At 53.2% G+C, this 17,223-nt stretch carries 16 protein-coding genes; 11 read left to right on the plus strand and 5 right to left on the minus strand.

Annotated features, from left to right (window positions below; genetic code table 11):
* Positions 1-120 precede the first annotated feature (120 nt).
* Both ACK5LI_RS10345 and ACK5LI_RS10350 read left to right on the plus strand, forming a co-directional pair.
* Entirely contained in the window at positions 121-1,260 is a 1,140-nt protein-coding gene (locus tag ACK5LI_RS10345) for a DegT/DnrJ/EryC1/StrS family aminotransferase (protein WP_416948947.1), read from the plus strand.
* A gap of 2 nt (positions 1,261-1,262) precedes the next feature.
* Positions 1,263-3,206, plus strand: a complete 1,944-nt coding sequence (locus ACK5LI_RS10350; RefSeq protein WP_416948949.1) for a polysaccharide biosynthesis protein — start codon at positions 1,263-1,265, stop codon at positions 3,204-3,206.
* 360 nt (positions 3,207-3,566) lie between these two features.
* Here the strand turns inward: ACK5LI_RS10350 and ACK5LI_RS10355 are convergent, their stop codons facing one another.
* Positions 3,567-4,208: an acetyltransferase gene (locus ACK5LI_RS10355; protein WP_416948951.1), complete on the minus strand. Its 642-nt coding sequence runs from the start codon at positions 4,206-4,208 to the stop codon at positions 3,567-3,569.
* A 320-nt stretch (positions 4,209-4,528) separates the two neighbouring features.
* On the opposite strand from ACK5LI_RS10355, the gene ACK5LI_RS10360 reads away from it, so the two are divergent.
* Complete coding sequence (locus ACK5LI_RS10360) at positions 4,529-5,551, plus strand: NAD-dependent epimerase/dehydratase family protein (RefSeq protein WP_416948953.1); 1,023 nt, start codon at positions 4,529-4,531, stop codon at positions 5,549-5,551.
* 221 nt (positions 5,552-5,772) lie between these two features.
* On the opposite strand, the gene ACK5LI_RS10365 is transcribed toward ACK5LI_RS10360, so the two are convergent.
* Positions 5,773-6,336: a tetratricopeptide repeat protein gene (locus ACK5LI_RS10365; protein ID WP_416948955.1), complete on the minus strand. Its 564-nt coding sequence runs from the start codon at positions 6,334-6,336 to the stop codon at positions 5,773-5,775.
* A gap of 366 nt (positions 6,337-6,702) precedes the next feature.
* Between ACK5LI_RS10365 and flgB the strand changes: the two genes are divergently transcribed.
* From flgB to ACK5LI_RS10400, 7 genes are all read left to right on the plus strand, one after another.
* Positions 6,703-7,113, plus strand: coding sequence for a flagellar basal body rod protein FlgB (flgB, locus tag ACK5LI_RS10370; RefSeq protein WP_416948957.1), 411 nt, complete (start codon positions 6,703-6,705; stop codon positions 7,111-7,113).
* Positions 7,113-7,553: a flagellar basal body rod protein FlgC gene (flgC, locus tag ACK5LI_RS10375; RefSeq protein ID WP_416948959.1), complete on the plus strand. Its 441-nt coding sequence runs from the start codon at positions 7,113-7,115 to the stop codon at positions 7,551-7,553. Before flgB ends, flgC begins: the two co-directional genes overlap by 1 nt.
* Before the next feature lie 6 nt (positions 7,554-7,559).
* A complete protein-coding gene (gene fliE / locus ACK5LI_RS10380) occupies positions 7,560-7,889 on the plus strand; it encodes a flagellar hook-basal body complex protein FliE (RefSeq protein ID WP_416948961.1) in 330 nt (109 codons plus the stop codon).
* A 41-nt stretch (positions 7,890-7,930) separates the two neighbouring features.
* Positions 7,931-9,550 carry a flagellar basal-body MS-ring/collar protein FliF gene (gene fliF / locus ACK5LI_RS10385; protein ID WP_416948963.1) on the plus strand — a complete coding sequence of 540 codons (1,620 nt, stop codon included), beginning with the start codon at positions 7,931-7,933 and terminating at the stop codon, positions 9,548-9,550.
* Positions 9,534-10,535: a flagellar motor switch protein FliG gene (gene fliG / locus ACK5LI_RS10390; RefSeq protein WP_416948965.1), complete on the plus strand. Its 1,002-nt coding sequence runs from the start codon at positions 9,534-9,536 to the stop codon at positions 10,533-10,535. The genes fliF and fliG overlap by 17 nt, the downstream gene beginning before the upstream one ends.
* Positions 10,522-11,274 carry a FliH/SctL family protein gene (locus ACK5LI_RS10395; RefSeq protein ID WP_416948967.1) on the plus strand — a complete coding sequence of 251 codons (753 nt, stop codon included), beginning with the start codon at positions 10,522-10,524 and terminating at the stop codon, positions 11,272-11,274. Before fliG ends, ACK5LI_RS10395 begins: the two co-directional genes overlap by 14 nt.
* 61 nt (positions 11,275-11,335) lie before the next feature.
* The gene (locus tag ACK5LI_RS10400) at positions 11,336-12,664 is read left to right on the plus strand and encodes a FliI/YscN family ATPase (protein ID WP_416948969.1); all 1,329 of its coding nucleotides are present in this window, start codon (positions 11,336-11,338) and stop codon (positions 12,662-12,664) included.
* A gap of 191 nt (positions 12,665-12,855) precedes the next feature.
* Here the strand turns inward: ACK5LI_RS10400 and ACK5LI_RS10405 are convergent, their stop codons facing one another.
* Positions 12,856-13,743: a LysR family transcriptional regulator gene (locus tag ACK5LI_RS10405; RefSeq protein ID WP_416948971.1), complete on the minus strand. Its 888-nt coding sequence runs from the start codon at positions 13,741-13,743 to the stop codon at positions 12,856-12,858.
* Positions 13,744-13,997: 254 nt separating this feature from the next.
* On the opposite strand from ACK5LI_RS10405, the gene ACK5LI_RS10410 reads away from it, so the two are divergent.
* Positions 13,998-14,438 carry a PACE efflux transporter gene (locus tag ACK5LI_RS10410; protein WP_416948973.1) on the plus strand — a complete coding sequence of 147 codons (441 nt, stop codon included), beginning with the start codon at positions 13,998-14,000 and terminating at the stop codon, positions 14,436-14,438.
* A gap of 417 nt (positions 14,439-14,855) precedes the next feature.
* Here ACK5LI_RS10410 and ACK5LI_RS10415 read toward each other — a convergent pair whose 3' ends face one another.
* The gene (locus ACK5LI_RS10415; protein ID WP_416948975.1) at positions 14,856-16,658 is read right to left on the minus strand and encodes a methyl-accepting chemotaxis protein; all 1,803 of its coding nucleotides are present in this window, start codon (positions 16,656-16,658) and stop codon (positions 14,856-14,858) included.
* Positions 16,659-16,894: 236 nt separating this feature from the next.
* The coding region (tnpA, locus tag ACK5LI_RS10420) for an IS200/IS605 family transposase (protein ID WP_416948977.1) at positions 16,895-17,223 on the minus strand (329 nt) is incomplete at its 5' end.

Below are 17,223 nucleotides of genomic sequence, written 5' to 3' on the forward strand. Positions count from 1 at the left end.
CATACAGTTTAGCACCTATGAGGCAAAAAAAAACGCGCAGGCATTGTATCAATGTCATTGATGGACTATAACGGCACCACACTTGCGTTGTACCAATAACACTGCAAGGGAAATATCAATATGACAGAACAATACTCCCGCATATTCCTCTCGCCGCCGCACATGGGCGGTCAGGAGCTTGACCTGATCACACAGGCTTTTAAAAGCAATTACGTGGCGCCGCTTGGCCCCATGGTTAATGCATTTGAAAAAGATTTTGCTGAATTTTCAGCCATTCCCCACTGCGCCGCTCTCAGCAGCGGCACGGCAGCCTTGCACCTTGCGCTACGCATACTCGACGTTGGTGCAGGCGACGTGGTCATGGCATCCAGCCTGACTTTTATCGGCAGCGTGAGCCCTGCAACCTTTATGGGGGCCGAACCTGTCTTTATCGACTGTGATACGCACACATGGAACATGGACCCTGACCTGCTCGCAACCGCCATTGCCGATTATGCAGCAAAAGGGCGCACACCTAAAGCTGTTATTGCCACCGACCTGTACGGCCAGTGCGCAGATTACGACAAGCTGCAGGCGTTATGCGACACGTACGATGTTCCGCTTATCATTGATGCAGCAGAAGCCGCCGGAGCCCGTTACAAGGACAGGCACGCCGGTGATGCAGGCTTTTGTTCTGTATTTTCATTCAACGGCAATAAGATCATCACCACGTCCGGCGGGGGTATGCTATGCTCCAACAATGCCGCCGTAGTTGAAAAGGCGCGCTGGCTTGCCCAGCAGGCGCGCGATGCGGCCCCTCACTATGAGCACAGCCAGATCGGATATAATTACCGCATGAGCAATATCTGTGCGGCCATCGGCTGCGGGCAGCTGCAGGTACTTGCGCAGCGGGTTGAACAAAAACGCTCCATCTTTGAGCACTATAAGCGCGTATTGTCCCGTCTCGAGGGTGTATCCTTCATGCCGGAGGCAGAATACGGACGCTGCACCCGCTGGCTGACGGTCATGCTGCTGGACCCTGCCGTATGCCGCTGCACACCGGAAGAGCTGCGCCTTGCTCTGGAAGAACACAACATTGAATCACGTCCGGTCTGGAAGCCCATGCACATGCAGCCTGTTTTTGCAGACTGCACCGTATACGGCGGCAAAGTAAGCGAAGAACTCTTCCATACCGGCCTTTGTCTACCGTCCGGCACGGCACTGACAGGACAAGATCTGACGCGCATCACCACACTTATCGAGGATGCGCTGGACGGATAACCATGCAAAATTCCATACGCACCGCAAACTTTTACGTCATGATAGTCATAGACCTGCTGTGTTTTGCAGCGGCCTTGTACACTGCGTATCTTCTGCGGTTCGACTTTTATATACCGTACCTGCATTACGAACGCATGCTCGGGCTGCTGCCATGGATTCTGCCCATGAAGCTGGCCATATTCATGGTCTTTTCCATGTACCGCGGCATGTGGCGATATACCAGCCTGCTTGACTCCATACTGCTGATGCGCGCAACCTGCGTGCAAAGCTTGTTGCTGATCGCCGGAATCGCTTACCTGACGGGATTTGCAGGATACTCGCGTGCTGTTTTCGGCATGGATTTTCTGCTCACATTCCTGTTCACAGGCGGAGCACGCCTTGCCATCCGCATTATGTTCTCCTTGATGGAAACAGGCCGCTTCTGGCTGCCCATGACGGGCAAGGACGCCCGCAAGGGTGCCAAGCGTGTCATCATCATCGGCGCAGGCCGTGCCGGTGAACGGCTTGTCAGCGAACTGAACAGAGACCTGTCACTCGGCTACTTCCCTGTGGGCTTTGTGGACAACAACCCTTCACTGAAAGGCAGAACTATCCATGGAAGGCCTGTCATGGGCACGCTGGACCGCCTGCCGGAGGCCATCGTATCCACCAGAGCGGAAGAAATTCTGATAGCACTCACGGAAGCCTCTTCAGCACAGGTGCGCAGCATTGTGGAGGCCTGCTCTGAAACAGGGCTGCCATGCAAAATCCTGCCACCAATGAACGAGATTCTGGACTTCAAACGCGGTGTCAAAAACATGCGCGAGGTCAACTACCTTGACCTGCTGGGCAGAACTCCCGTGGAACTGGATACAGCGGCTATCAGCCGGTATCTGGAAGGTAAAACCATTCTGGTGACCGGATGCGGCGGCTCAATAGGCTCCGAGTTGGTTCGCCAGATTGTACGCTTTGCGCCGTCAAAGCTGGTTCTGGTCGATTCCAGTGAATTCAATCTGTATAAAATTCAGATGGAACTGGAACACGCCATCGGGTTCCGGGACTATGCCGTCGTGCTGGGTAACATCCGTGATGCCGAACTGATGCGGTGCACCTTTATAGAACATAAACCCGAAGCAGTCTTCCATGCTGCCGCGTACAAGCATGTCCCCATGCTGGAGCGTAATCCGTGGCAGGCCGTGGAAAACAACATACTCGGCACACAAACGCTGATGCAGGCTGCGCATGACGCAGAAGTTGAAAGGTTTGTCGTGGTTTCCACCGACAAGGCAGTGCGCCCCACCAATGTCATGGGAGCATCAAAACGGGTGACAGAGCTGCTGATGCGCCGTTTTGCCAACAGCAGAACCCGCTTTATGGCTGTCCGCTTCGGCAATGTGGTAGGCTCTTCAGGCTCCGTTGTGCCTTTGTTCCTTGACCAGATAGCCAAGGGTGGCCCTGTTACAGTGACGCATCCGGAAGTGACGCGCTACTTCATGTCTATTGCAGAGGCCGCACAACTTATCCTGCAGGCAGGCACCATGGCCCACGGTGGTGAAATATTTGTCCTTGATATGGGCGTGCCTGTAAAAATTGCAGACATGGCCAAAGACCTTATCCGCCTTGCCGGACTTGAACCTGATGTGGACATTCCCATTGTGTTCACAGGACTGCGCGAAGGTGAAAAACTGTATGAAGAACTGATCACCGCCGATGAAGGCGTAGTGCGTACAGAGCATGATAAAATCATGGTTCTGCGCTGCTGCGATGAAAGCCATATTTCTGCGGCGGCACAGGAACATCTGCAGCAGTGGCTAGCAGCGGCAGCAGCAGCGGCAGAAGCCCACGACGGGCAGGGAGTACGTGGTGCACTGCAAAAGCTGGTGCCGGAATATGCTCCTTATGAGCCGGCTAAGCAAAACGGCCTTCCTCTGAATAACCTGTATCGCTGCCAAAATGAAAACAAGTAACCGGCATCGTGCACTACGCGCGATGCCGGTTATTCATATATTCTTCAAAGGTAACCCGCCCGAACAAACCTTCCAACGGCAATTTCATAATAGGCAGTCAGGTGCAGCATCAAACGGATAACAGAAATTTGCGACTGGTGAAAAAACACTGCAGAGTACAAACATACCAATGGTTACAAAAGTTGACTGCCGCATTCGCTTGCCTGCGCACCATAGCCACAAAAAGCTCAACAGAGCCCCCGACGCCAGTCCGCCAGATTACGGTGCCACTAACCACAGCGCAAAGCCGCCTCTCTGCCGCCAGCGCCCAGCGGTAAAAACGTTGCAGCAGCAAAGAGCTATGCCATCAAACACCACACGCTACAAACGCTGCACTAATGGCATGGCAGGTGTGCCTCCCACAACAGCTTCTGCCGGAACATCCCGCAGCACAGTTGCTCCCGCGCCGATAACGGCACCGGCTCCCACCTTGATACCGGGGATGATGGTTGCCCCTGCTCCGACAAATACATTCACGCCCAGCTGCACGTTACCGCACAGGGTCGCGCCGGGGGCGACATGAGTATGATCCCCGATAACGCAATCGTGGTCGATGACAGCGCGATGGTTGATAATCGTGTTTACCCCGATCTGCGCGCATGGTGCGACAACGGCCCCCGCCAGTACCTGTGCGCCCTGAGCCAGCGTTGCACTTGCGGCAATGATAGCGGCAGGATGCCGCACCACGGCAAAGGACCAACCTGTTCTGGTCAGCCGCATGAACACTTCAGCACGTACATTACGTCCGCCGACGTATCCCACGCCGTTAACCAGAAAAACTTCGGAAACATCATACTGAGCCAGAGAGGCCTCGGTGCCACACACAGGCACCCCCTGAAAAAGACTTCCGGCCCGTTCCGCATCAGCATCGACACAGGCCAGCATTTCATCACCGCTCAGACGTACAGCGTCGAGCACCACTTTGCCGTGCCCGCCTGCGCCTGCAAGAATAACCTTTTTCATAGGGGCCTCCCCCCATTGGGGCGGTATTCAACCACCTGCCAATGGACGCAGAAAAAATATTATTGTAGTGTCCCGTTGGCTGAAACACAGTGCTGTCAGCCTGTATTTGAGCATCGTTCCGGTTACTAAATTGTATACAACAGGTTGCACGGCACACTGTCAACAGCCGATACCGTCTGCGATAAAGTTGCCCGCACACACATATCATTTTTCCGCTGCACCTTGCAGCAGTTACAGCCAAACATGCCGTCTCTGCCGCCATACGCGGCACGGCCACGCTGCACAATAAACTTGTTCATCTCATTAAGTGGAGATCTTGGATGTCACGCTATACCGACCTGCTGCAAGAGCTGAAAGCCGCACCCAAAACATGGTTGATTACAGGCGTTGCCGGTTTCATCGGCTCCAACCTGCTTGAAACACTGCTCGCACATGATCAGAACGTTACCGGCCTTGACAACTTCATGACCGGCTACCAGAAGAACCTCGACATGGTTCGCGACGCTGTCACCCCCGAACAATGGAACCGCTTCCGCTTTATCGAAGGTGACATCCGTTCTTTAGATACCTGCCATGAAGCCTGCAAAGGTGCAGACTACGTTCTGCATCAGGCGGCTCTTGGTTCTGTTCCCCGCTCGATTGACGACCCGATACTGACAAACACCTGCAACACTGACGGCTTCCTTAACATGCTGGTCGCAGCGCGCGATGCAAAAAGCCGCTTTGTGTATGCAGCGTCCAGCTCGACTTACGGCGACGAACCCAACCTGCCCAAGGTGGAAGACCGCATCGGCAAACCGCTGTCGCCTTACGCCGTCACCAAGTACGTCAACGAATTGTATGCCGGAGTTTTTGGCAAAACGTACGGTATGGAATGCATCGGGCTGCGCTACTTCAACGTGTTCGGCAAGCGGCAGGACCCTCACGGGGCATATGCTGCGGTTATCCCGCTGTGGTTTGCAGGACTGCTGGGCGATAATCCGGTATACATCAACGGTGACGGCGAAACCAGCCGCGACTTCTGCCACATTGAGAATACCGTTCAGGCAAACCTGCTGGCAGCATGCACCACCAATCCCGAAGCCGTGAATACGGTGTATAACGTGGCCTTTGGTGAGCGCACCACTCTTAATGAACTGTACGAAATTCTCCGCGACGAAGTAACCCGCCATAACCCCAAGGCTTCGGAACATAAGGCCGAATACCGGGACTTCAGAACAGGTGACGTCCGCCACTCGCTTGCAGACATCACCCGCGCACGCACGCTGCTGGGCTATGATCCTGATATTTCCGTACGTGCCGGTCTGCGCATCTCCGGCGACTGGTACGCAGCAAATCTGTAGGGACACTACAAAAGTAAGCCCTCAAGCAAGTAGGAAAAATACAAAACGAAGCCACGCACTGCAACATTTGCCGCAGTGCGTGGCTTCGTTCTTTTCCCCTGCTCCCGAATGTTCCCAAGGATGATTTTCCGGCCCATAGCGCCAGCGTCAGGGCCGGAAAATCAATGGGGAGGGGAGATTTTTTCATCCGGCATCAGGCAGCCGGATGCAAGAACCGTCAATTAGCTATTAATAGTATTGTACAGTTCCTGTGCAGCCGTATTGGCAGGGTTACGGTGCAACAGCTCTTCCAGCTCTGCTCCGGCCTCTTCCTTACGGCCTCTGGAAATATAACAACCCGCCAGAGAGATCCTTACGGCTTCTTTTTCGGGGTCTACAGCAAGAAACGCATTCAGACGCACGATGGCGTCGTCCAGACGTCCTAGAACATACGCAAGCTGAACCATGCCATGAACGGCAATCATATTCGCCGGATTCATGTCAAGCGCCTGCATGAAATGAGTAAAGGCCTGCTCATTCTGGCCACCTTCCATTTCAATAAGGCCCATGCCTGCAAGAGCTTTGTCGTTGGGTTCGATTTCTGCGGCCTTTTTGTACAATGCAAGAGCATCGGCAAACTTTCCGCGCTGCACGGCTATGGTTGCCAGTCCCAGATAAGGGTCAGGATGAACACCGTTGCTGCTGGCGGCTTTGCGGTAGTACTCTTCGGCCTTGTCGAGCTCACCCATAAACAGGTAGCACTCGCCCAGTTCCTTGTTGATTTCGTAATCAAGATGATTGCTCATGGTTCCCCTCCGTTCGAAAACGGCAACATGTTCCCTTTTTACAGTTCGCCATAAAACCTAAGCAATTTATGAGCCAACACGGCCCGAACGAACTACGGGAACAATTTTCCTTTACCAGCAACATAGCATGTTCCATGCCACAAACCATAACATCCCTTTTTTGCTGCACGATAACATCCTGCTCAATAATTCCTGCCTGTTACATCCTCTGCTGTGCCTGAATATTGACACGTCATGGCAAGCGCACGCCGAGATACACCTTTATCTCTTTATTTTTAGATAGTTAAACAACATGGAACACCCCTTGCTATAACCGGCATAAACGTCGGTCTTCCGGCGTTACGGCTTCAACGGAGGCAACAAACAATGAAAACTCTTTTCGGAAATCACATAGAAGTGACCGCAAAGGTCATGGACATGCAGCTCAAACGTCAGAACGTCATCATGAGTAACATGGCGAACGTGCGCACACCGGGCTACAAAGCCCGCGAGCTGGACTTTGAAAAAGACCTGCAGGCCGCGCTGGCGTTGGACAGCAAAGGCAACATTGCCAGAACCGACGAAAAGCACATTCCTGCCGCGTTTGATCCCCACACGTTCGGGCCGGAGTGGACCAAGGCTTTCAGGCCGCGCGTTGTACATGGTGAAGATCAGGTCGATCTGGATAAGGAAATGTCCAAGATGTCTAAAAACACCTTGCAGTACAATACGCTTTCCACCGTCATGCAAAGCAGCTTTCAAGGCATGAAAAACATAATTCAAGAAGGACAGAAATAATGGATTTCATGACAGCTCTTGATATCGGCGCGTCGGCACTCAGTGCAGAACGCACGAGTATGAACATAATCTCGATGAACCTGGCCAATGCCAAAACAACCAGAACTATCGGTGGCGGGCCTTACCGTCGTAAAGCCGTAGTTATGGCGGCAACAGAGGTTGACGATCCGTTCAGCAAACACATGCAGAGCGCGCTTGACCGCGAACTACGCGGTGTGCGCGTGCAGAATATCGTGCGTGACAACCGCCCGTTCAGACAGGTGTACGAACCGGGACACCCAGATGCTGATGAAAACGGATACGTGAAATATCCCGACATCAACGTGGTGGAAGAAATGGCCAACCTGATGACTACTCAGCGAGGCTACCAGGCAAACGTTTCCACCATTGATGCCGTCAAAAGCATGTACAACAAAGCCCTTGAAATCGGCCGGGGGTAATCAGCCATGACTATTCAGAGTATCGGCCTGAAGGCCTACAGCAACGCGCTTTCCAACTTTGCAAAAACTGAACGCAGCATCCAGAGCAACAAGCTTGATGCCCAGCCCAAGCCGGAGCGTTCGTTCACCGACACCATTAACTCGTCCGTTCAGAAGGTAAACGAGATGCAGGGTGAAAAAAGCAAAATGATCCAGTCGTTCGCTTCCGGCGAGACTCAGAACGTTCATGAGCTTATGATCACCCTGCAAAAGGCCGGTGTCGCCATGAAGCTGACATCTGCAGTACGCGGCAAAGTGATGGAAGCATATCGCGACCTGAGCAAAATGCAGTTCTAAGCAGGCCTGACGCCCGCGATTGATTCTTCCGGAGGAGACACATGGCAGCCCTGAATTCCGCAGTAGATAAGGCAAAATCATTCTGGACCCGCATAAGCATGTCGCAGCGGGTCTTCATCGTCGGCCTAACTCTGGTCGTGGTGGGCATTTTCTTCGGCCTTATTTTCTGGATCAATCAGCCGGACTACAAGGTTCTGTATTCCAAGCTTTCGCCCGAGGACGCTAACCGCGTTGTTACCATTCTGCAGGCGCAAAAGGTCAAGTACCAGCTGGAAAATGGCGGTACCAGCGTACTTGTTCCCGCAGACAGAGTGTATGACATGCGTCTGATGGTTGCGGGTGAAGGTTCGCTGGTGGGTCAGGGCATCGGCTTTGAAATCTTTGACGAAGTTAAAGTCGGCCAGACGGACTTTGTGCAGAAAATCAACTACCAGCGTGCCCTGCAGGGTGAACTTTCCAGAACCATTGCCGAATTTCCGGCAGTGGAAAGCGCACGCGTACATCTGGTTATTCCACACCGCAGCCTGTTCATCGAAGAGCAGATGCAGCCTTCCGCTTCTGTTGTCCTGACAATGCAGGACGGCAAAAAAATGGACGAAAAAGATGTTCAGGCAATCGTCAATCTGGTGACAATGTCCGTGGAAGGTCTGGATCAGGGTAAAATTTCCGTCGCCGATACGACCGGTAAAATTCTGTACTATCCTAATGATGAAAACTCGCTCAGCGGCATGACCTCCACTCAGCTTGAGCACAAGCTGACCATGCAGCAGAATTTTGAACGCCGCATTGAAGAGCTTCTCTACCCGGTTATCGGCCCCGGCAAAGTAATTGCCAAGGTCAACGCCGATCTTGATTTTTCGCAGAAAACCATCCGCAAAAAACTGTTCGACCCTGAAAGCGCAGTTGTGCGCAGCGAGCAACGCAGTGAAGAAACCCGTAAAGGTTCTTCAAACGTCAATGCAGGTGTACCGGAAGCGAACTTCCGCGGTGACGGCATGTCCGGCGGTACAAGCACGGAAGACTCCACCCGTGAAACCCGCAGCACCAACTTTGAAATCAACGAAGAAGAGCAGAATATCGTCGCCCCCGTGGGTGAACTTGACCGCCTGAGTGTTGCGGTAATCGTTGACGGCACGTATGAACAGAACGCAGAGACGGGAGCGTGGACATATGTTCCCCGCAGCGATGAAGAAATGGCACGAATCCGTCAGCTGGTCAGCAGTGCGGTCGGATTTGACCGTGCGCGCGGCGACGTTATTGAGGTAAGCAGCATTTCATTCGGCGGGCCGGATGAACGACTTGAGCTTTCGCTTGCTGAAATAATCATGGATTACGCCCTGCGTCTGGGCAAGCCTCTGCTCAATGCACTGCTGGTATTCCTCTTCCTGGTCATGGTGGTACGCCCCGTGGTTCTGGCCCTTATCCGGCCTAAAGTGGAAGGCGAAATGGTGGAAGGTCTGGAAGGCCTGCCTACCGGCGAAGAACGCCTTGCCCTTATTGAGGGCGAGGACGATCTGGACGCCATGGATGCCCTGAAAAAGATTGACGACATCAAAGCCCATGCCCTGCAGCTTTCCGAACAGAATATGGAACAGGCAGTGGGCATTCTGAAAAGCTGGCTGAAAGACAGCGAAGGAGCCAAAGTTGGCGGAGCAGCTTAGCGGTCCTAAAAAGACAGCCATCCTCTTGCTTGCACTGGGTGACAAGTTTACTTCCGAGGTGTTCAAACGCATGGATCGGTCTGAAATTACGGCCATATCCAAAGCCATGGTTGAACTGGACACCGTACCCAAGGAAGACGTGGAGGCGGTTCTGCGCGAATACCACCACGCCCTTGTCACCGGCAAAGAGCTTATCATGGGTGGTGAAGATGCGGTTAAGCGTATGCTGATGAAGAACCTCGACAGCGATACTGCCAAGTACATCATGGAAGCTCTGTCGCTGGAATCCGGCCCTGCGCCTTTCCGCGAGCTGGAAAACGTCAGCCCCCGTATTCTTGCACAGATTCTGCGCAACGAACACCCGCAGACACTGGCTCTTATTCTGGGACACCTGCATGCCGATCAGGCGGCAGAACTTGTCAGCAACCTGCCTGCAGGCGTTCGCCCCGAGGTACTTATGCGTCTGGCAAGGCTGGAAGCCGTACCCGAAGACATGCTGATGGAAGTGGACAAGGTTCTGCAGACACAGCTTATCGCCATGGGCGGCAAAGAAGGCAAAAAAGTGGGCGGCGTACAGTCCGTTGCAGAAATTCTCAACGCTGTGGACCGTGCCACCGAGGAAGAAGTTCTTTCCGAAATCGAAGAAGAATCCTCGCAGATGGCAGAAGATATCCGCAACCTCATGTTCGTGTTCGAAGACGTCAATTCGCTGGACGACCGCGCAATACGCGAACTGATGAAGGAAATCTCCAACGAGGATATGACCATGGCTCTGCGCGGCGCATCCGACGACCTGAAGGAAAAGTTCTTCAAGAACATGTCGGAACGCGCATCCACCATGATCCGCGAAGATCTGGAAATTATGGGCCCCACCCGTCTTGCAGATGTGGAAGGAGCTCAGCAGAACATCGTCAAAACCGTACGTCGACTGGAAGTGGAAGGCCGCATAGTCATCGGACGCGGAGGCGGAGATGTCTTCATCTAACGATACGTCTGCAAAGAACTGGGGCACCATTTACATGGGCCCCAGCCCCATGAGCGAGCGTACCCTCACTCAGCTTGAGGATAATCGCAACTCGCCGCGATGGGATGAAAACACCGAGGCGGAATATCTTGCCCGTGTCCGCGCCCGTGCAGAAGAAATGGCCCGTTCCATTCTGGACAAAGCCAATGCCGACGCAACCCGCATCCGCCAAGAGGCCAAGCAGCACGGGTACGAAGAAGGCATCACGCAGGCGCAGCAGGAACTGGACGAATTCCGCACCACCATGGGCGACTCTGTTTCCGCCGTATTGGGGGCCATTCAGGCTCAGTGCACCAGCTTCTTCAACGACTGGCGTCAGGAACTTGTCATCCTGCTGCGGGCATGTGTTCAGCGCGCCGTGGCACTGGAGCTTTCCGCTGAACGGCAGGCACTGCTTGAAGCAATGTTCACCAAAGCCGCGCAGGCTCTCGATTCCCGCCGCGTCCTGACCATCCGGTGCAATCCCGAAGATGCCCCCGCCGTGGAAGACATCGTCAACACAGCCAAGGAGCGTATGCACGAGCTGGAGCGCTGGAGCGTAAAACCGGACGCAACAGTTCAGCCCGGCGGGCTGGTCATAGAAAACGCAGACGGCATGGCAAGCTGTACAGTGCAGGGCCGTCTTGCCGTTGTGGACGAAATTCTGTCGCAACTCCAACTGCCTTCTGACGGGCCTGATGGATCTGTCAGCGGCATGTAACAGCCCGCGGTGTGTATTTTTTGCACAGCCACATTCTTTTTTCTGATTCTGGAACATCACCATGCACCCGAAATCCTGCCTTGATCTTCTGCACGAGGTGCAGCTTGTGGAAACGTACGGCAAGGTCAACAAAGTTGTCGGCCTTGTGGCGGAAGGCTGCGGCGTAAAAGCCCCGCTGGGTGCTGTCTGCCATATCATCCCCGAAGGCGATGCCGAGCCGCTGCCCGCAGAAGTTGTCGGATTTCGGGATGGTAATATTCTTTTCATGCCGTATGGTGACATGCGCGGTGTTCAGGCGGGCAGCCTGATCCGCAATACCAGTATGCCCCCCTTGTTTCCGGTAGGAGAAGCAATGCTGGGCCATGCATTTGACGCCTTCGGCAAGCCCATGGACGGCGGCAACATGCCGCCTGTCAGCGGCCAGAATCCCATTTATGCCCAGCCGCCCAACCCCCTGCTGCGCCCCCGTATCGACGCCCCTCTGGACGTAGGCGTTCGCTGTATCAACAGCCTGATTACTCTTGGTAAAGGCCAGCGTGTAGGTATTATGGCAGGGTCCGGCGTTGGCAAATCTACGCTTATGGGCATGATGGCACGGTACACGTCTGCCGATGTCAACGTCATCGCGCTTGTCGGCGAACGCGGCCGTGAAGTTGTGGAATTTATCGAGAAGGACCTCGGACCTGAAGGTATGGCCCGCTCGGTGCTGATCATTGCCACCAGTGACCAGTCGCCCCTTGTCCGTATGCGGGCAGCATATGCCGCCACTGCTGTGGCAGAGTTTTTCCGTGATCAGGGCAAAGACGTACTTCTGATGATGGACTCCGTCACCCGTTTTGCCATGGCTGCTCGGGAAGTCGGCCTTGCCGTAGGCGAACCGCCCACCACCAAAGGCTACACTCCCACCGTATTCGCCCAGTTGCCCAAGCTGCTGGAACGCGCAGGCCGCAGCGAAAAAGGCACTATCACAGGGATTTATACAGTGCTGGTGGACGGGGACGACTTTAACGAACCCATTGCAGATGCCGTACGGTCCATTCTGGATGGTCACATAGTGCTTACCCGCGACCTTGCAGACTTAGGTCATTACCCTGCCATTGACGTGCTCAAATCCATCAGCCGTCTGCGCAGCGATATTTGCCCGCCGGAAGTCATTGAAGCGGGCAGAATCCTGACACGCTATCTGGCTACCTACCGCAAGGTGGAAGATATGATCAACATCGGTGCCTATGCGCAAGGTTCAAACCCTGACATTGACCAAGCCATTACCATGGTACCGAACATCAACAACTTCCTGCAGCAACACGTGCAAGACAGGCAGCCTCTTGAAGAATGCTACAACCAGATGATTACTCTTGCGGGGCTGCAAAGCGGGGAACAGCCCCAGTAACCGGCGAAGCATTCTTACGCAACGCAGTAAAAATACCAATCATGCAGCTGAAAGTCTTTTCCTGTCCTGTCGCCCAACGCCAGCTATAACGCATAGTGCAGCACATACGGCACCCATACCGCGCTTATGCCTCTCTATCTAAGTAGATTCAGCGAATTTTCAGGCAGACAAATCAGTTCCTTGCCACTGCACTAATCGTCCAGCGTCAGTTGCTCCAGTGCCTTACGCAACCACAAGCCTGCTACACCCTGCGCTGCTCCCGGTTTCCGCACTATAAAAACCGGTGCCATAAACTTTACTGAATGAAAATCCAGCGGCAACACTGTCAGCCGCCCTTCAGCGACGTGACGTTCTACTAGATGCCGCGGCAATGATGCCCAGCCGGCCTGACGCAATACCAGCTGCAATGTGGCATAGGTGGATTCCTGCAGCCACACCGGTCCGCCATGTCCCGCCCAGTCCGGCTCTCTGTCACCGATACGACTGGCAACAACAATATGGCGGTAGCGCATCAGATCGCGTCTGCCGACTTTCTTTAATCCTGCAAGAGGGTGGCTTGCGGCTGCAATAGGCTCGTACGCCATGTGCCCGATAAGCACAGCGTCAATAGCTGCCGGAGTTCCGCTTACAGGCATCACAATGCCAAGGTCCGCCTGACCATCTCCCACCATACGGGCGACATCACCCATGGCACCGTAATATGTTTCAAGCTGCACAAGCGGAAAACGCTCGCCGAAGGTTGCCAGCACGTCCACAAACCAGTCAATCGGTAACGCGTCGTCCACAGCCAGACTAAGCTTTGCTTCCTGCCCGCCGGCAATGGCAACAGCACGTTCTTTAAAACGTTCGCATTCGCCAAGAACCATCCATGCTTCCCGCAGCATGGTTTCGCCTGCCGGAGTCAGCATGGCTTTGTGTCCGGAGCGGTCAAACAGCTCAACCCCGAGGTCGATTTCGAGATTACTTACTGCCGTGCTGACCGCGGACTGCGCTTTACCCAGCTTACGTGCCGCCGCAGAAAATGAGCCTGTTTCTGCAGCAGCCTGAAATGCTTCAAGTTGTTCCAAAGAAAAAAGCATCAATACTCCATCTGTTTTTTAGATAGACACTATCTTTACACTGTCTGTGTTTCTGATAGTTCATTCCTCACATGATGGGCAAGCGGCACTGCCGGAAACTTTTCGTCATTTCGTTCTGATCGCCCCTGACTTTTTGTCCGACCCCCGTACATGGCCCAGCCATGCGGACATTACAGCAGCCGACCAGACGTTCTCCCGAAATTGACACATCCGGCAGGCCCCGTTGCCCTGTTTTCTTTTTTCCGGAGGTGTTCATGCGCACGCGTATGGATCGAATTCGTCATATGATTCTTTTTGAAGCAGTACTCATGGTGCTGCTTATTCTTATTCTGCCGCCTTTGCTTGGTGTATCTATGCAAAAAATCGGAGTGCTCAGCGTTATCATGAGCATTCTCGCCATGGCCTCAAACTACATTTACAATGTACTCTTTGATAAGGCTTTGCTGGCACTGGGCAAGCCGCTTCTGCCGCGCCCTTTTATAACCCGTGCGATACATGCGGTCTTTTTCGAAGTCGTTTTTGCGGTTATGACTATTCCTGTCATCATGTGGTGGCTTAACTTCAGTCTTATTGAAGCACTGGTCTACGATGCCGGATTTCTGGTGGGTATTCCTGTTTATGCTTTTCTGTTTAACCTGGCATACGACACCATCTTTCCGTTGCCAAAAAGCAATGTTCTTGCAGCGCAGCACTAACGCACTGCCCGCATAGTATGAAAGCCCGCATCCCGCGGGCTTTTTTCATGCATTGCCTCTCTCCAGCATACCCTGAACAGCGGCAGCTACGCTTCGATTCATTCAAACACGGCAATACCGTCTCTCGCCCTCGTCAGTTACAGCTGCAGAAGGTTGCCAGCTGAGCTTTGAAGCAAGCCCCCAAGCGGGCAGGAATTCGGCCATTCATAGCAACGCACAACAGCCTTCCGCCCATACAAAGACATTTGGCTAGAGCCACATTCCGCTGCAATACCGGCTTTGCCCGTTGCGGCAAAAGGACCAGCCGATAAAAAAAGTCCCCCTCCTGCCTAGCGGAGGGGTTTCTGCATACAAAAAAGCGACCCGCCAATATGACGGGCCGCTATCTTTTTTAAAGTACCAAGTCAGGCTGACAGGCTATGCCTGCTGATTCAGTTCATCAATCAACTTTTCAAGCTGCGCTGCAAGATCAGCAAGACGCGCCACAGCTTCAGCCGCCTGTTCCATACCATCAGCAGTTTCGCTGGCAATGGAGCTTATGTCATCAACAGCACGGTTGATTTCCTCACTGGTGGCAGACTGCTGCTCCGCTGCTGTTGCGATGGAACGCACCTGATCGGAAGTATGCTCTGCCAGAGCCACTATTTCCTTCAGGGACTCTCCGGCTTCCTGTGCTTTAGCCGTGGCCTCATCCGCTGCATGGGCCGAGCTTTCCACGTGCTGCACATTATCGCGGGCACTTTGCTGAATAGTGTTAATGGCGTCACCGACTTCCTTGGTGGCTGTCATTGTCTTTTCGGCAAGTTTGCGCACCTCATCGGCAACCACTGCAAAGCCACGTCCGGCTTCGCCTGCACGTGCGGCCTCAATGGCAGCGTTCAGTGCCAGCAGGTTTGTCTGGTCTGCAATATCACTGATCACATCCATAATCCGGCTGATATCCTCTGTCTGCTTACCAAGCCCTGCCATCTCGTTACGCAAAGTCTGTGCACGGTCATTTACCTGTCCGATGGAAACAACAACCTGCTCTACAACATGTTCACCGGCCAGAGCCTTTTCACGAGTGCGGTCTGCTGTTTCAGCTGAACTTCCAGAGCTACGCGCCACTTCCATAACAGTTGAGTTCATCTCTTCCATAGCCACTGCAGTTTCCCGCGTACGGTCAGACTGCCGCCCCGCACCCTGAGCAACGTCATCTACCTGTGCCGAGAGTGCTTGTGCTGCAAAAGAAACCTGTTCAGAGATACTCTTGGCTTCAGCAGCAACACGGGTCATGCTTCCGAGCAGCTCGGAAACTTTCTTCTGCTGCTCTTTGGCTTCTTCTGTCGCAGCCTCCGCCTTGCGGGTCTGGCTTGCTGCTTCCTGAGTTCTTGCTTCTGCCTCGTCCATTTTGCTGCGCAAATTAGTAACCATGGTAGAAACAGAGTCACGCATCATGGCAAGCTCAGCCTGATACTCTCCCTCAGGCTTAGCGCCAAGATTGCCCCCGGCAACTGCCGATGCATACTCACGGAGCCTTGCAAGAGGAGAAAGAACACTCCGGCCCAGCATAAAACGCGCAAAAAGGCCTATAACAATCAATATACCTATGGTCGCCCCGCCTACTCCGAGCGTAGCCTGCTGCACGCGCGCTTTGGCATCATCCAATGAGCTGATAACCACAAAAGCGCCATGAATTTCTCCCGACTTCCAACCTTCCTTAACTCCCCCGGTGGGATCTTTTTCCCCTTTGGGGTCACCGTGGCAGAACAGGCAGTCCGGAGTAAGACGAATCGGACGAAAATACCGGATGGTGTCTTCATCACGTACAATATACTCAGTCAAATTTTCTTTTTTCAGCTTGGTTAAAACATCAAGTTCCAGCTTGGTGGGAGTGTTCTGAGGATTTCGCGGGCTGACTTTGGGCACCCGAAACTGATAGCCTGCTTTTTCTGCATTTTCAGCAGCGGCACGCATTGCAGTTACCACAGGAACAGCAGCAACAACTTTATCGGGCGGCAACTCACTAAACGGACGCAACACTCCCGTTTCCAGTTTATCCGCCATCTGGTTACGGGTCGCTTCGGCCATCAGCACAATACTGCGACTCTTTTCAAGAATTGCTTCTTCCGCGCCTGACTTAATATCCCGCACCCAGCTGACTGCCATTACAAAAGCAACGACCAGCGGTCCGATCAAGGCAATCAACAAAATTTTCCATTCGATGCTAAGGCCTTTCATTCCTGCGCTCTCCTCAGAGTAATTATGTCCAATGCATATTTTACAAAGTACTTTATCGGATTCCTGAAAAAATAGTTAAGCTTATTATTTAAAAATTAATCAAACACCTTTCTTCGCCATGCAGCAACCATAAAGGTACCCCCCAGCATAGCTGGGGGTTCTTCATATGCGCCTATAAGGCTTTCTTACTAGCAGCGCCCTAGCAGGCGCACGTTCGTCTGGCATCTGCATCTCTGTTACTTGCGACCCGTAAACGGGTTTCCAGAATATGGAAGAGATAATTGATCACCAAGCTTATCATGCTCAAGTTGGTGCCTAATGTAATCTTGTATCTTTGCCTTATTTTTTCCAACTGTATCTACGTAATATCCACGGCACCAAAACTCGCGATTCCGGTATTTAAACTTAAGATCGCCAAATTGGTCGTACAACATTAAGCTACTCTTTCCTTTCAAGTACCCAATAAAACTTGAAACACTCATCTTTGGCGGTATTTCAAGAAGCATATGAACATGATCGGGGCAGCATTCCGCTTCGACTATATGTACACCTTTCCACTCACACA

The organism is Oleidesulfovibrio sp., from assembly GCF_047973035.1.
Lineage (GTDB): Bacteria > Desulfobacterota > Desulfovibrionia > Desulfovibrionales > Desulfovibrionaceae > Oleidesulfovibrio.

What these genes read in the sequence shown, in the direction of transcription:
- ACK5LI_RS10345 (WP_416948947.1), top strand. Translation starts at nt 121, where the DNA reads ATGACAGAACAATACTCCCGCATATTCCTCTCGCCGCCGCACATGGGC.
- ACK5LI_RS10350 (WP_416948949.1), top strand. Translation starts at nt 1,263, where the DNA reads ATGCAAAATTCCATACGCACCGCAAACTTTTACGTCATGATAGTCATA.
- ACK5LI_RS10355 (WP_416948951.1), bottom strand. Translation starts at nt 4,208, where the DNA reads ATGAAAAAGGTTATTCTTGCAGGCGCAGGCGGGCACGGCAAAGTGGTG.
- ACK5LI_RS10360 (WP_416948953.1), top strand. Translation starts at nt 4,529, where the DNA reads ATGTCACGCTATACCGACCTGCTGCAAGAGCTGAAAGCCGCACCCAAA.
- ACK5LI_RS10365 (WP_416948955.1), bottom strand. Translation starts at nt 6,336, where the DNA reads ATGAGCAATCATCTTGATTACGAAATCAACAAGGAACTGGGCGAGTGC.
- flgB (WP_416948957.1), top strand. Translation starts at nt 6,703, where the DNA reads ATGAAAACTCTTTTCGGAAATCACATAGAAGTGACCGCAAAGGTCATG.
- flgC (WP_416948959.1), top strand. Translation starts at nt 7,113, where the DNA reads ATGGATTTCATGACAGCTCTTGATATCGGCGCGTCGGCACTCAGTGCA.
- fliE (WP_416948961.1), top strand. Translation starts at nt 7,560, where the DNA reads ATGACTATTCAGAGTATCGGCCTGAAGGCCTACAGCAACGCGCTTTCC.
- fliF (WP_416948963.1), top strand. Translation starts at nt 7,931, where the DNA reads ATGGCAGCCCTGAATTCCGCAGTAGATAAGGCAAAATCATTCTGGACC.
- ACK5LI_RS10395 (WP_416948967.1), top strand. Translation starts at nt 10,522, where the DNA reads ATGTCTTCATCTAACGATACGTCTGCAAAGAACTGGGGCACCATTTAC.
- ACK5LI_RS10400 (WP_416948969.1), top strand. Translation starts at nt 11,336, where the DNA reads ATGCACCCGAAATCCTGCCTTGATCTTCTGCACGAGGTGCAGCTTGTG.
- ACK5LI_RS10405 (WP_416948971.1), bottom strand. Translation starts at nt 13,743, where the DNA reads ATGCTTTTTTCTTTGGAACAACTTGAAGCATTTCAGGCTGCTGCAGAA.
- ACK5LI_RS10410 (WP_416948973.1), top strand. Translation starts at nt 13,998, where the DNA reads ATGCGCACGCGTATGGATCGAATTCGTCATATGATTCTTTTTGAAGCA.
- ACK5LI_RS10415 (WP_416948975.1), bottom strand. Translation starts at nt 16,658, where the DNA reads ATGAAAGGCCTTAGCATCGAATGGAAAATTTTGTTGATTGCCTTGATC.